The sequence below is a fragment of the Pseudomonas sp. NFX183 genome (genome assembly GCF_047943075.1).
Classification (GTDB): Bacteria; Pseudomonadota; Gammaproteobacteria; order Pseudomonadales; family Pseudomonadaceae; genus Aquipseudomonas.
Window position 1 is genome coordinate 5,709,200 of sequence record NZ_CP181333.1, and the last position, 13,359, is coordinate 5,722,558.

Genomic DNA, 13,359 nt, shown 5'->3' on the forward strand with positions numbered 1-13,359 from the left:
GGATGAATCACCATGCAAGGCTTCTTTAAAAGCTGTGCGCTGCTTGTCGCGGTCGGCCTGTGTGCCGGCACCGCGCAAGCGGCGGAAAAAGTCATCTTCGACACCGACTTCAACGTGCTCAACGATGACGGCCAGGCCTTTATCATGCTCGCCCAGCTGCATGCGCAAAAACGCATCGAGCTGCTGGGCATGACCCTGGTCAGCGGCAACGCCTGGGTCGACCAGGAACAGGTCGATGCCCTCAAGGCCGTGGAACGCATGGGCGTGGAAAAAGAGGTGGGCGTCTATTCCGGCGCCGCCTACCCGCTGCTGCATGACTACGCCACTTACGAGGCAGAGAAAGCGCTGTTTGGCGCCGGTTGGCCGGGCGCGTTCAAAAACCCGCGCCCTGCCTCGCCCTCGCAGTTGATCGCGCCACCGGATGGCCTGGCGACGCACACCCAACTGCGCAGCGAGACCGCCGCGCAGTTCATCGTGCAAAGCGTGCGCGCCAATCCTCATCAAGTGACGATCCTCGCCGTCGGCCCCTTGACCAATATCGCCCTGGCGATTCGCTCGGCGCCGGACATCGTGCCGCTGATCAAGCGCATCGTGTACATGGGCGGTGCGTTCCAGATTCCGGGCAACACCACACCGGCGGCGGAATTCAACTGGTGGTTCGACCCGGAGGCGGCAAAGATCGTCCTGCGCTCACCGATCGAGCACGTGATTTTCCCAAATGACGTGTGCGAGAAAGTCACCTTCGACAAGTCGGTGTACCAGCGCGTGATTGCGCAAAAAGGCGCGATTGCCGACCTGTACAAGCACGAATTCGGCCCGCTGTTCGACAAAGACCCCAGCTACCACAGCTTCACCTGGGACAGCCTGCCGGCGCTGTTTCTGGTCAGCCCAGACATCATCACCGAATCCCGCGATTTGTGGGTGGATGTGGACGCAACGTTCGGCGCCGACTACGGCCGTGCGTTGGGCTACCAGAAAGGTGCACCGCTGGGCACGCAGAAAGCCAAGGTGGTATTTGGCGTCGATCAGCACAAATTCTGGGACGGCTACGTCGGCCTGGTGACGCTTCCGACTCCGGTCAAGCACTGATAAAGGGATCGCTCCCACCTTGCGTGGGAGCGCCCCTCACTCAGCCTGCCAAGGCAAAGCCGCGCTGCAGATCCTCGATCAGCGCCGCCACATCTTCCAAGCCGATATGCAAGCGCACCACCGGGTTCAACGCCCGCTCCGTCGCGCTTTCACGGTCGCGTGTGTCCGCCACGGTGACCAGGCTTTCATAGCCGCCCCACAAATCCCGACGCCGTATGAGGCAATCAGCGCTGGCCTATAAAAATAATGGCGCTAGAATCAGCGCCATTCTTGCGCCTGCCTCCCTGACACGAGCCTCCCATGAGCTTTGATTTCGACACGATCCACCCCCGCCTCGGCACCGGCAGCACCAAGTGGAACCGTTACCCGCAAGACGTCTTGCCGATGTGGATCGCCGACATGGATATCGCCGCGCCACCTGCCGTACTGCAAGCCCTGCACCAGCGTCTGGACCAGCACATCCTGGGCTACAGCGTGGCCGGGCCGGATGTGCGCGACGCCATCGTTGCCGACCTGTGGGCCAAATACGCTTGGCGCGTACTGCCAGACGAACTGCTGTTTTTGCCCGGCGTCGAACCCGGCTTCAACATGGCGCTGCACGCGTTCGTGCAGCCGGGCCAGCCGGTGGTGCTGCAAACCCCGAACTATCGCCCGATTCGCCTGGCGCCAGCGAACTGGAACCTGCCGCGTATCGAAGTGCCCTTCGCGTTGAGCAACGGCGAATACCTCACGCCGCTGCCGGCCCTGCGCCAGGCGCTGACCGGCGCCGGCGCGCTGCTGTTGAGCAACCCGCACAACCCCATCGGCAAAGTCTTCCCGCGCGAAGAATTGCTGGCCGTGGCCAACGCCTGCCTGGAAAGCGGCGCGCTGATCATCAGCGACGAAATCCACGCCGAGCTGTGCTTCGATGGCCGTCGCCATACGCCTACCGCCAGCCTTAGCCCCGAAATCGCCCAGCGCACCATCACCCTGATGTCGGCGAGCAAGGCTTACAACGTCGCCGGTTTGAAGACCTGTTTTGCCGTGGTGCAAAACGCCCAGATGCGCGAGCGCTTCAATAACGCGCGTTGCGGCATGGTCGACAGTGTCAGCCCGCTTGGCCTGGAAGCTACCCGCGCAGCCTACAGCCAGTGCGGTGACTGGCTGGAGGCGCTGTTGAGCTACCTGCAGGCCAACCGTGACTACCTGCTCAACGCCGTGCACACCCGTTTGCCCGGCGTGGTGATGCATGCCCCGCAAGGCACCTTCCTCGCGTGGCTGGATTGCAGCGCCCTGGGCCTGGACGATCCGCAGCAGTTCTTCCTGGAACAGGCCAAGGTCGGCCTGAGCGCCGGCATTGAGTTCGGCGATGACAGCCAGCAGTTTGTGCGCCTGAACTTCGGCTGCCCGCGTGCGATGCTCGAAGAGGGCTTGCAGCGTATGGAGCGCAGCCTGAAAAACCGCTAAGCGACTGGCCCCATCGCCGGGGCCAGCCCTCCTCGAATCTCGGGCTATCGACTTGCACAACCCGGTCGGATGAGCCCGTTAGCGCGGGTCGCCGGCGTTAATTCACAACGTTTCGCAACGAATGCCGAAACCCTGCTGTTACTGTTTTTGCCCATCCGTCCCACCGGCAACAGCAGGAGTTTCATGGCATGGCGACCCAGCCCCTTGATCGCTCGTCCGATCCCAAAACCCTTCCCCGCACGCCATCCAAGTCGGGCACCGCTTTTCATGTGCTGCTCAAAAACAGCGCCCACAAAAAAGTCGAGTCCCAGGACAAGACGCCATCGGGGCTCGATGCCAGCCAGCAACAGGGCTATACACTGGCCGCCAAGGACGCCACACCACCGCCCGCCCTCGCCGACTACAAGGCCATCGGCCCGCCCGATGAAGTCGGCCCTGGGTTGATTCGTTATGAAACCCAGGACGGAAAGAAAGTCATCGTCAGCGAACAGGACAGCCCGGAGCTGTTCAAGCAAGTGAGTGCCGATTTCAAATCGCTCACGGGCGTGGTGGCCAGCCAGAACGCGGGCTACCAGAGCCTTGGCGCGGATGCAAAAGCGCCGGAAAAGCTCGCCGACTACAAATCCCTCGGGCCGCCCGACGAAACCGGCCCGGGCGTGATCCGCTATGAAACCCAGGACGGCACCAAAGTCGTGGTCAGCCAGCGTGACAACCCCGAAGCCTTCCAGAAAGCCAAGGATGACTATGCGAGCTTCACCGGCCTCTCCAGCAGCGAAGACGCCGGCTACAAACGCGCCAGCGACAACGAAGTGTGGCCGCCCTACGCCGGTACCACGGTCGGCCCCGAGGATGAAGTCGGCCCGGGCCTGATCCGCTTTGAGAGCAACGGCCAGAAGATGGTCGTGGCCCGTGACGACAACCCCAAGCTGTTCGACTACCTGGCGGGCCTGCACGAGGTCTACACCGACCCTGGCAAAAAGGCCGTGGTGGAAGGCGAGCTGAATAACGGGGCAGCCCTGGCCGACGCCAACACGCCGGTGCCGGGCCTGAATGACTACAAGACGTTCAGCTGGAACAACGACCAGAAAGACAGCATCCTCACCTACGAACTGCATGACGGCACCAAGGTGGTGGTGTCTTCCGACGTCAGCCCCGAGCTGTTCAAGAGCGTCGCCACCGCCCACGAGACCTGGGACAAGATCCACACCAGCGAAAGCGAAGGCTATAAGTTGGCCGGGCCGAATGACTTCCTGAAAAACACCGACATCACGTTCGGTTCGCCCGACGAACTGGGCGATGGCCTGATCCGCTACGAAACCAGCGAAGGCAAGGTCATCGTCTCCAAGGAACTCAGCCCGCAGCTCTACGATGACGTCAAGGCCAAGTGGGACGCCTCCAGTGCCGGCGCGGTCGATGACACGCGCACCCAGCACAACCTGCCCAAGGCCGGTGACCTCGACGTGCTGAACATGGACACCGGCGTGCATGCCGATGAGAAAGACGACAAGTCGCCAACCTTGAGCGTCAGCGAGCTGGCCACCACCCAGTTGATCGACACCTACCGCGCCGGCGTCAAGGACGGCTCGATTCCCAAAGACGACCCGCGCGCCAAGCTGGTGCGCGCGCTGGAAGCCCAGGCCGCCTACCAGAATGGCCACGGCATTACCGGCTACGAAGAAGCCAAGCGCCCGTTCAACACCACCTGGCGCGAGTTCGATGACAAGCAGACCGAGCTGACCTCGGCCGATATGCACGACATCATCGACGGCAAGGCGGTACAGGAGCAGATCGGCGAGCTGTTCAAAGACCCGACCGTGCAGGCCGACTACAAGTCGAAAATGGACGACGCGATCAACAAGCTGCCAAACAAGGACGAGATCAAGCAAAAGCTCCTGGACCTGACGTCCAGCCCGGATTACGTGCTGTACCTCAAGGACCTGCAAGACCAGGGCAAAACCTCTGAGGCGCAGAAAGACCTGAGCGACACCCTCACCTCGCTGTCGTTGTTCGACCCGGAAGCGGCCAGCAAGGCGGCGCAGAACATTCAGGCCGACGGCTTGACCACCGACCTCAACGCGATCCTTTCGGACCCGAGCAAGATCTCCGACGAGAACAAGGAACTGGCCACCAAAGACCTGTTCGGCCTGCTCAAAGGCGTATTGAAAGGCACCCTGCTCGACCTGCCACGGCGCACCCAGGAAACCCTGGAGAAATTTCTCAACGAAGGCCTGCAGGGCAAGGAAAAATCCGCTGGCGTGACCAAAGCCCTGGAGGAGTTGGGCGAGGTCTACAAGAACAATGGTTCGATCAGCGAGGCCGACCTGAAAACCGCGTTGAGCAAACCCTATATCCCGGTCGCCGACCGCGGCATGCTCGGCGAGGTGTTTCATACCCTCAACAGCAAGGGCATCCTGGGTTCTCTCGGCGCTGGCGTGACCCTGTTTTCGGCGATTTACCAATTGGTCGGCAAAGGCGGCAAGCTCGGTGAAACGCCCGCGCAGCGCATGTCCATCGCCAAGGACTTCTTGAGTTTTGCCGGCGGTTCCAGCCACTTCGTGCGCCTGGGCGACAAGATCGGCGAGACCCTGGGCAAAGGCGGCCTGGTGGACTTCCTTGGCCTGGACAAGACGCTGCCGGAAATCTGGGGCAAGACCGGCCTGCAGGAGCCGAACTTCGAGTTCCGCGTCAACGACCTGCCCTCCGATGTAAAAGCCAAGATCACCAGCGCACTCGATGCCGTGCCCGACAGCCAGTACGACGGCATTTCGAAGATGTTTGGTGAAGGCGACAAAGCCGTCACCGAGGCCACCGAAGGCCTGGCGACTCACCTGGATGATGGCCTCGCCGCTGCAGGCGCGGCCAAGCTCGGCGCGTCCAAGTCAGCGAAAATTGCCGGCTCGGTCATCAAGGTGCTCGGCCCGGCCACGGACATCGCCGGCGGGTTCGCCGATATCGTGTTGGGCGCACTGGCGATCAAAAGTGGCGTGGACAGTAAAGACCCGCTGGCCCAGGCGGCTGGCGGCCTGCAGGTGGCGGGCGGTGCGTTCGGTGCGTCGGCCGGGGTACTCGGCGCGGCGGCACTGTTTGGCGCAGGCACCGCGGCGGCCTTGACCGGGCCATTGTTCCTGGTGGGCGTGGTGCTGGCGGTGGTGGGCGGGATCATCGGTTACTTTGTCGACCACAACAAAAAGCAGAAAGCCACCGAGAAAGAAAACGACTGGTACCGCGATCTGGCCGGCGACGGCTTATTGCAGGACAACTGGGCCGACAAGGTCGAGTACGCCCACTACGAAATCCACCATTACCACGGCCGCGACACGCCGACCGATGACAGCATCTTTCGCTTCCAGCAATCGGAATGGGAGCACTTCGACCAGACGCCGCAAAAAGGCGGGTCGTCGAGCAATCGGCTGGATGGGGACCTGCACAAGCACTACGAAGACCCCAACACGCCACCCAAGAGCCTGCCCAGCGATGCGCCCCCGGACAAACCGCAACCGCATCAACCGGGCGGCGGCGGCCCGCGCATCAACTGAGGTTCACTAGGCTGGCCTCTATCCATGTGGGAATGGGCTTGCTTGAGAAGGCGGTGTGTCAGTGACAGAAAAGCTGAATGCCCCACCGCATTCGCGAGCAAGCCCGCTCCCACATTTGCAGTTGAGTACATCAGGCATAGGGTGTACTGGGTCAAGTGTGGGAGCTGGCTTGCCTGCGAAGGGATCAACTGGGTAGGCCTGATGCACCGAGGTGCCCGCATCGCCGGCAAGCCAGCTCCCACAGAAAAGCAGATCTGCACGTGGTCTGACAGGCCCCGACAACCACTAAGGCTGCAGCAATGGATAGGCACCCGGCCTCCCGAGTGACCTACCCAAGCAACCCAGCCCCCACATTGGATCTGAGTACATCAAGGTAATGGGTGTACTGGGTCAAATGTGGGAGCTGGCTTGCCTGCGAAGGGATCGACTGGGTAGGCCTGATGCACCGAGGTGCCCGCATCGCCGGCAAGCCAGCGCCCACAAAAAAGCAGATCTGCACTTAATCTGCTTTTGCTTCAACCACGGGTTTACAGCTTGGCAATGGAAACTTCGGTCGACTTCACAAAGGCAATCACTTCGCTGCCCACTTTCAATTCCAGGTCGCGCACCGAGCGCGTGGTGATCACTGACGTCACGATGCCGGACGCAGTTTGCACGTCGATCTCGGACACCACTTCCCCCAGCAGAATCTCCTTGATGACGCCCTTGAACTGGTTGCGCACGTTGATCGCTTTAATGGTCATGTCGGCTTTCCTTTTGGCTGTTGGGTCAATCCGCACGAATGCGCAGGCCCTCAAAATGCGCCATCCAACCGAACATTAAAAGGAATATATAACTCTTTATTTATTCTATATGGATATATAAGAAGTGTTCGCCTGGCAACAGCTGATCAACAAACTGCCCGCTGCCATCGCAGCAGCGGCGGCGTAAACCTGAGCAAATGCGCCGTGGAGGCAGATGGCACAGAGACTGCATATTCCTATAAAGCATGAAGGAACATACCATTCTGGAGCCCACGTTTGCCGGGCTGCGCTCGATCCCGAGCCTGGCGTGGATGTTCCTGGTGGCGGCCGAGTTGATCGCGGCCACCAAGGGTTAAAGCGTCAAACCAGCGTGCGGCTCAAGGTCACCCAATACCGCGTCCGCGCTCGCACCTCAAACCCCAACGTCTGGGACAGCAGCGTGAGGATGCGGTCGGTGTCGTCCAGCCGGAAGCTGCCGGTGACGCGTAGCATTTCCAGGCTCGGGTCCCAGCGCAATACGCCTGGGCGATAACGCGACAGTTCGCGCAGAAAATCCCCCAGCGGCTGGTTCTGTGCGGTCAACACGCCGTCGCGCCAGCCCAGTTGCAGCGCATCGAACGCTACCCAGGCGCCAAGCCCTTTGGCCTGCAACGGCGCCTGCTGCCCGCTGCTCAACGTCGCCACGTGCCCCTGCACGTCGCGCACCTGCACCACGCCCTTGAGCACCGAGACCAAACAACCGGACGCCAATTGGCGCACACACACCTCGGCCTGGCTGACGTGAACCTCGCCGTAGCGGGTGTTCACGGTCATCGACGCCGCGCCCGGCACATTCACGGCCAGCTCACCGTCTACCAACGTGATGCGCCGCTGCTGGAGATCAACATCCACCGCCGTGGCCGTGTTGAGTTGCACGCTGCTGCCATCGGCCAACGGCAGGCGCCTGCGCTCGCCGGTGGCGGTGTGCACGTCGGCCCGCCACGCCTCGATGGGCAACTGCCGGCTGACCAGCCACGCGGTTGGCACCAGCGCCGCCACACCCAGCGCACGCTTGAGAATGGCCCGCCGCGACGGTTGCGGGCGGTCGAGGCTGGCCATTGCCAATGCCGGCGGCACGTCGCTGAAACGCTGGCGCAGGGTCTGGGCTTTCTGCCAGGTCTGTTCGTGCTGGGGGTGGCTGTCGCGCCACTGCTGCAACGCGGCGTGATCACGTTCGGTGGCAGCGCCGGATTCCAGCAAGGCCAGCCACTGCGCGGCGGCGCGCGCGACCTCGCGGCTCACAGCTCGGCCAGCAAACAATGTTCGTAAGCTTGCGCCATGTAGCGCTTCACGGTGCGCTCAGAAACGTCGAGCCGCTCGGCAATCTCGCGATAACCCAGGCCTTCAAGTTGGCTCCACAAAAATGCGCGGCGCACCAGCACGGGCAAGCCGTCAAGCAACTCATCCAGCGCCTGCAGGGTTTCGAGCAGCAACCAGCGTTGCTCCGGCGACGGCACACAGGCGTGCGGAAGGCTTGCCAAGGCCGTCAGGTAAGCCTGCTCAAGGCTGCGCCGCTGATGAAAGTTGACCAGCAAACGCTTGCCGACCGTCACCAGGTACGCGCGCGGCTCCTGCATCTGCGCAATCGGCTGGGCGCTGGCGAGCACGCGCAGGAACGTGTCCTGGCTCAGGTCCGCCGCATCCCAGGCATTGCCCAGGCGCCGCCGCAGCCAGCTTTCGAGCCAGCTGCGGTGGTCGCGGTACAAGCTCGACAAGGTGGGTTCGGCGGCGTGGGTCGGGACAACAGCATCATTCATGGCAAGCGACCTGCGCGGCGCGAGTGAGTCTCAAATGAGATTCATTCTATTTAATATCGTGCCGGTGCACCATGCCCTTTTCAACATTGCGTTTATACAGACGTTTCTGCGTCGAACACTTGCCCGCGCCCGATCACACTGGCAGGAGCTAATACGGCACCCGGCGCCAGCACCGCATTGGCGCCAATCCGGCACTGATCGCCGAGCAACGCGCCGAACTTGTCGCAACCGGTGCGCTGTAACTGCCCGTCAATGCGCACCAGCACCTCCTTGTCCACCCGCTCATTGCGGTAGTTGGCGACGATGCTGCCCGCCTCCAGGTTGATCCCGTGGCCAAGCACCGAATCACCGACAAAATTGAAATGCGCCAGCTTGCTGCCCTTGAATACCAATGAGGTTTTCAGTTCGGCGCCGGGCCCGATGATGCACTGCGCCTCCAGCCAGCAGCCACCGCGCAGCAGCGAACCGCTGGCGATAAAACACTCGGCGCCGATGATCAATGGGCCCTTGAGCAAGGCGCCGGGTTCGACCGTCGCGGTGCGGTGCACGGCGATTTCATCGTGAATGACGTAATCATCAAGCGCCAGTTCGGTGAGCAATTGGCGCACGATGGCGGGCGCCTGGGCGACCAACACCCAGGGTGCCAGGTCGGCCCACGGCGCCAGCGGTGATTGGGCAAGGTTGGCGATGTAGTCGGTGAGTCGGATCAACGTCGAACCCTCGAGCATTCAGAGAAGCTCGAAACGCTAGCATGAACACAGCAAGCTTTACTATTTGTCTTGATGTGGATATTTTATCCAAACACGCACACAAGGTCCGTCGCATGCAATTGCCTACCTATCAAGACGTCATCGCCGCCGCCCAGCGCCTGGAGGGCTTCGCGCACACCACGCCGGTGCTCACCTCGCGCACCCTCAACGCCGAAACCGGCGCCGAAGTGTTCATCAAATGTGAGCACCTGCAACGCACCGGCTCGTTCAAGTTTCGCGGCGCGTTCAACGCCCTCTCGCAGTTTGATGCGCAGCAGCGCAGGGCCGGTGTGGTGGCGTTTTCTTCAGGCAACCACGCCCAAGGCATCGCGCTGGCGGCGCGTTTGCTGGGCATGCCGGCGACGATTGTGATGCCCACCGACGCGCCGGCCGCCAAGGTCGCCGCGACCCGTGAATATGGCGCCAGCGTGGTGCTGTATGACCGTTTCACCGAGGACCGCGAGCACATCGGCCGTACCCTGGCCATCGAGCAAGGAATGACGCTGATCCCGCCTTACGATCACCCGCACATCCTCGCCGGCCAAGGCACGGCCGCCAAGGAACTGCTGGAATTCACCGGCCCTTTGGACGCGCTCTTTGTCGGCCTGGGCGGCGGTGGCATGCTCTCAGGCACAGCGCTTTCGACCCGTGCACTGGCGCCGGATTGCCAACTGTTCGGCGTCGAACCGGAGGCCGGCAATGACGGCCAACGCTCCTTGCGTGCCGGCAGCATTGTGCATATCGACACGCCGGCGACCATTGCCGACGGTGCGCAAACCCAACACTTGGGCAACTACACCTTCCCGATCATCCGTGATCAGGTGAACGACATCGTCACCGTCTCCGACGCGCAGTTGGTGGAAGCCATGCGCTTTTTCATGCAGCGCATGAAGATGGTGGTGGAACCCACCGGCTGCCTTGGCCTGGCTGCGTTGCGCCAACTGGGCGAGCGGTTCAAGGGCCAGCGCGTGGGGCTTATCGTCACCGGCGGCAACGTCGATATCCAGCGCTACGCCGCCCTGCTCAGCGAGGCGCCATGAACATCATTCACACCGCGGCTGCCGCGCCGCCAGCAGGGCATTATTCGCAGGCCGTCCGCCATGGCGACACGCTGTATATCTCCGGGCAATTGCCGGTCAGCGCGCAGGGTCGCCACAACCTTGAGGCGTCGTTTGCCGAACAGGCGCAGGTGGCGCTGGACAATGTGTTGGCGATCTTGAAAGCCGCCGGCGGTTCGCCCCAGGACTTGGTGAAGGTCACGGTGTACGTGGCCGGGGTTCACCACTGGCCGGAATTTGACCGAATTTACGCCGCCGCGCTGGGCGAGCACCGCCCTGCCCGCGCGGTGGTGCCGGTGCCCGAGTTGCATCACGGGTATCTGGTAGAGATTGAAGCGCTGGCGCGTTACTTGGCGTAGGTGTAGACCGCCGCGCGCGACACGCCCAGGTGCGAGGCGACAGTTTCCATGGCCCGGCGAACGTCCATGCAACCAGAGTCTTTGAGCTCTTGCAGAAGCAGCCGCCGATCCGCCGCCTTGAGTGCCCGCGGCGTGGTCGCCAGACGTGCGGCGAACTGGTCGATTCGCGCACGAATCACATCGGCGCCGGACGGGTCGAGGGACTCATTGGGCTGGTCGCCACTGACTGAACCAAACTGCTCCAGCATGCTCTGCAAGCCCCGGAACAACGAGAGATCGACGTTCATGCACAAGGCCGCGACGTACTTGCCGCTGGTGTCCTTGATGCCGATCGATGTGCTTTTGACCTGGCGCCCATCGGCGAACTGGTTCTGGTAGTTGGCGAGGACCTGCGGGTAGTCCGGGTCGGCAATGCGCGCCAGGCCCAGTTCGGTGGCCGGGTCACCGGGTTGGCGCCCGGAGAGGTTGTTGTGGATCGCCAGGATCGCGTGCTGTGGGTCGCGCAAGTCGTGCAGCACCACTTCGCAGAACGGGCTGAAGGTTTTGCTCAAGCCTTCGGCGATCTGTTCGAGCTGGCTGATCAGCGTGGTTTGTTCGGGAGAGGTCTTTTTCATGCAAGACAACATATCCAGTCCTGGACAGGACGTCAATTTGACCGCTGTCCCTCATTGTGGCGTTTCAACCATGGAAGGGTTGCTTCCAGGTAGGCCTTGGCATGGCCCGCGTGTTGGATGTGCTGCAAGGCTTCACATAGCAAACGCGCACCAATGCCCTGCCCGGCCGCATCACCGCGCACGAACAATTTGCTGATTTGATGGCCGTCAATCTCGACGAAACCTTGCAGGCTATCGGTATACGCCAGCCACAGGCTGCCCGCGGCAATGGCCGCGCGGTACGTCTCAGGCGAGCGACCATCGAGCCACATTGCAATCTGCTCAGGGCCGTAATCGGCGTTGCACAGGTTTTCGACCGAGTTTTGATGCACGGCGAAGATGCTTTAGGCGTCTTCCTGGGCGGCTGCGCGGATCAGAATTTTTTTCATTCCCTTGAGTTTGCGTGTGTGGCCAGTGAACCCAGGCTTTATAGCTGAATGGGCGCCGGGCAGCGACCGATGACCGCACATCTTGTGCGTTGACCTACTTTGTTACACACCATATAGTGTGCCCACAAACAAAACAGACCACTACATAGTGTGCAGTATCGGTAATTACCGACCACACTATGCGCAGCATTTCAATGCCAGGTAGCCTGCAAACCGCATATTTTTGGACGGGTTAACACGCCGTCAGAACAGATCAGGAAGGAGTATTTCAATGCTGAGTTGGGATGAAGTCGACAACGAAGACACCGGTGCAGCGGTGATCAAGGGCGCCAACGCCGGGCATGCCAGCGAAGCCAACATGGACCGCCTTGACGGCGCCGGCGCCGCGGCCGCACTGGAAGCGCGCAATGTGACTGCCAACGACTCCGCCGCCATCGTGCGCGCCAAGGCCGCCCTCGACAAACTCGACGTCGCCGAAGGCCTCGCCGAGCTCGAAGGCTCCGCCGCCCGCGTCGCCGTTGACGAAAAACGCATGATCAACTGCCGCGCCGACCTCAACCAACTCGTGCCCTTCAAGTACGACTGGGCCTGGCAAAAGTACCTCGACGGCTGCGCCAACCACTGGATGCCGCAAGAGGTCAACATGACCGCCGACATCGCCCTGTGGAAAAACCCCGAAGGCCTGACCGACGACGAGCGCCGCATCGTCATGCGCAACCTCGGTTTCTTCTCCACCGCCGACTCCCTGGTTGCCAACAACCTGGTGCTGGCCGTGTACCGCCTGATCACCAACCCGGAGTGCCGCCAGTACATCCTGCGCCAGGCCTTCGAAGAAGCGATCCACACCCACGCCTACCAGTACTGCATCGAATCGCTGGCCATGGATGAAGGCGAGATCTTCAACATGTACCACGAGATCCCATCGGTCGCCAAAAAGGCCGCTTGGGGCCTGAAGTACACCCGTTCGATCTCCGATCCGAAGTTCGAAACCGGCACCGTCGAGACTGATAAAGAGTTGCTGCGCAACCTGGTCGCCTATTACTGCGTCCTGGAAGGCATCTTCTTCTATTGCGGCTTCACCCAGATCCTGTCGATGGGCCGTCGCAACAAAATGACCGGCGTGGCCGAACAGTTCCAGTACATCCTGCGCGACGAGTCGATGCATCTGAACTTCGGTATCGATGTGATCAACCAGATCAAAATCGAAAACCCACATTTGTGGGATGCCGAGATGAAGGAAGAAGCGACCCAGATGATTCTGCAAGGGACTCAACTGGAGATTGAATATGCGCGGGATACCATGCCGCGTGGGGTGTTGGGGATGAATGCGGCGATGATGGAGGACTACCTCAAATTCATCGCGAACCGTCGACTGTCGCAGATTGGGTTGAAGGAAGAGTATCCAGGGACGACGAATCCGTTTCCTTGGATGAGCGAGATTATGGACTTGAAGAAAGAGAAGAACTTCTTCGAGACCCGCGTGATCGAGTACCAGACCGGCGGCGCGCTGAGCTGGGACTGATCAACAACACAGATCTAAA

General features: G+C 61.5%; 13 protein-coding genes and 1 pseudogene. 7 read left to right on the forward strand and 7 right to left on the reverse strand.

What is annotated here, in order from left to right; translation table 11 throughout:
* The first annotated feature begins 12 nt into the window (after nt 1-12).
* Complete coding sequence (locus ACM530_RS26645; RefSeq protein ID WP_416363585.1) at nt 13-1,089, forward strand: nucleoside hydrolase; 1,077 nt, start codon at nt 13-15, stop codon at nt 1,087-1,089.
* A gap of 40 nt (nt 1,090-1,129) precedes the next feature.
* Here the strand turns inward: ACM530_RS26645 and ACM530_RS26650 are convergent, their stop codons facing one another.
* The gene (locus ACM530_RS26650; RefSeq protein ID WP_416365141.1) at nt 1,130-1,291 is read right to left on the reverse strand and encodes a hypothetical protein; all 162 of its coding nucleotides are present in this window, start codon (nt 1,289-1,291) and stop codon (nt 1,130-1,132) included.
* A 98-nt stretch (nt 1,292-1,389) separates the two neighbouring features.
* Here ACM530_RS26650 and ACM530_RS26655 point away from each other — a divergent pair, with 98 nt between their 5' ends.
* Complete coding sequence (locus ACM530_RS26655; RefSeq protein WP_416363586.1) at nt 1,390-2,535, forward strand: MalY/PatB family protein; 1,146 nt, start codon at nt 1,390-1,392, stop codon at nt 2,533-2,535.
* A 188-nt stretch (nt 2,536-2,723) separates the two neighbouring features.
* A complete protein-coding gene (locus ACM530_RS26660) occupies nt 2,724-6,071 on the forward strand; it encodes a hypothetical protein (RefSeq protein ID WP_416363587.1) in 3,348 nt (1,115 codons plus the stop codon).
* Nucleotides 6,072-6,598: 527 nt separating this feature from the next.
* On the opposite strand, the gene ACM530_RS26665 is transcribed toward ACM530_RS26660, so the two are convergent.
* The gene (locus ACM530_RS26665; protein WP_003173733.1) at nt 6,599-6,814 is read right to left on the reverse strand and encodes a TOBE domain-containing protein; all 216 of its coding nucleotides are present in this window, start codon (nt 6,812-6,814) and stop codon (nt 6,599-6,601) included.
* A gap of 275 nt (nt 6,815-7,089) precedes the next feature.
* Here ACM530_RS26665 and ACM530_RS26670 point away from each other — a divergent pair.
* Nucleotides 7,090-7,167 (forward strand): annotated as a pseudogene (locus tag ACM530_RS26670) (hypothetical protein); the annotation flags it as partial.
* A gap of 7 nt (nt 7,168-7,174) precedes the next feature.
* On the opposite strand, the gene ACM530_RS26675 reads toward ACM530_RS26670, so the two are convergent.
* The 3 genes from ACM530_RS26675 to ACM530_RS26685 all read right to left on the reverse strand — a co-directional run bounded on the left by ACM530_RS26675 (nt 7,175) and on the right by ACM530_RS26685 (nt 9,320).
* Entirely contained in the window at nt 7,175-8,095 is a 921-nt protein-coding gene (locus ACM530_RS26675) for a FecR domain-containing protein (RefSeq protein ID WP_416363588.1), read from the reverse strand.
* Nucleotides 8,092-8,610: a sigma-70 family RNA polymerase sigma factor gene (locus ACM530_RS26680; RefSeq protein WP_416363589.1), complete on the reverse strand. Its 519-nt coding sequence runs from the start codon at nt 8,608-8,610 to the stop codon at nt 8,092-8,094. Before ACM530_RS26680 ends, ACM530_RS26675 begins: the two co-directional genes overlap by 4 nt.
* A gap of 92 nt (nt 8,611-8,702) precedes the next feature.
* Complete coding sequence (locus ACM530_RS26685) at nt 8,703-9,320, reverse strand: LpxA family transferase (RefSeq protein WP_404488405.1); 618 nt, start codon at nt 9,318-9,320, stop codon at nt 8,703-8,705.
* 113 nt (nt 9,321-9,433) lie between these two features.
* Between ACM530_RS26685 and ACM530_RS26690 the strand changes: the two genes are divergently transcribed.
* Together ACM530_RS26690 and ACM530_RS26695 are read left to right on the forward strand one after the other, a co-directional pair.
* The gene (locus tag ACM530_RS26690) at nt 9,434-10,399 is read left to right on the forward strand and encodes a threo-3-hydroxy-L-aspartate ammonia-lyase (protein WP_416363590.1); all 966 of its coding nucleotides are present in this window, start codon (nt 9,434-9,436) and stop codon (nt 10,397-10,399) included.
* Nucleotides 10,396-10,776 carry a RidA family protein gene (locus ACM530_RS26695; RefSeq protein WP_416363591.1) on the forward strand — a complete coding sequence of 127 codons (381 nt, stop codon included), beginning with the start codon at nt 10,396-10,398 and terminating at the stop codon, nt 10,774-10,776. The genes ACM530_RS26690 and ACM530_RS26695 overlap by 4 nt, the downstream gene beginning before the upstream one ends.
* Here the strand turns inward: ACM530_RS26695 and ACM530_RS26700 are convergent.
* Both ACM530_RS26700 and ACM530_RS26705 read right to left on the reverse strand, forming a co-directional pair.
* Nucleotides 10,764-11,390, reverse strand: coding sequence for a helix-turn-helix transcriptional regulator (locus ACM530_RS26700; protein ID WP_145165623.1), 627 nt, complete (start codon nt 11,388-11,390; stop codon nt 10,764-10,766). The two genes, ACM530_RS26695 and ACM530_RS26700, sit on opposite strands and share 13 nt — an antisense overlap.
* A gap of 32 nt (nt 11,391-11,422) precedes the next feature.
* Nucleotides 11,423-11,761: a GNAT family N-acetyltransferase gene (locus ACM530_RS26705; protein ID WP_416363592.1), complete on the reverse strand. Its 339-nt coding sequence runs from the start codon at nt 11,759-11,761 to the stop codon at nt 11,423-11,425.
* A gap of 328 nt (nt 11,762-12,089) precedes the next feature.
* Between ACM530_RS26705 and ACM530_RS26710 the strand changes: the two genes are divergently transcribed.
* A complete protein-coding gene (locus ACM530_RS26710; protein WP_034108883.1) occupies nt 12,090-13,340 on the forward strand; it encodes a ribonucleotide-diphosphate reductase subunit beta in 1,251 nt (416 codons plus the stop codon).
* The last annotated feature ends 19 nt before the right edge of the window (nt 13,341-13,359 follow it).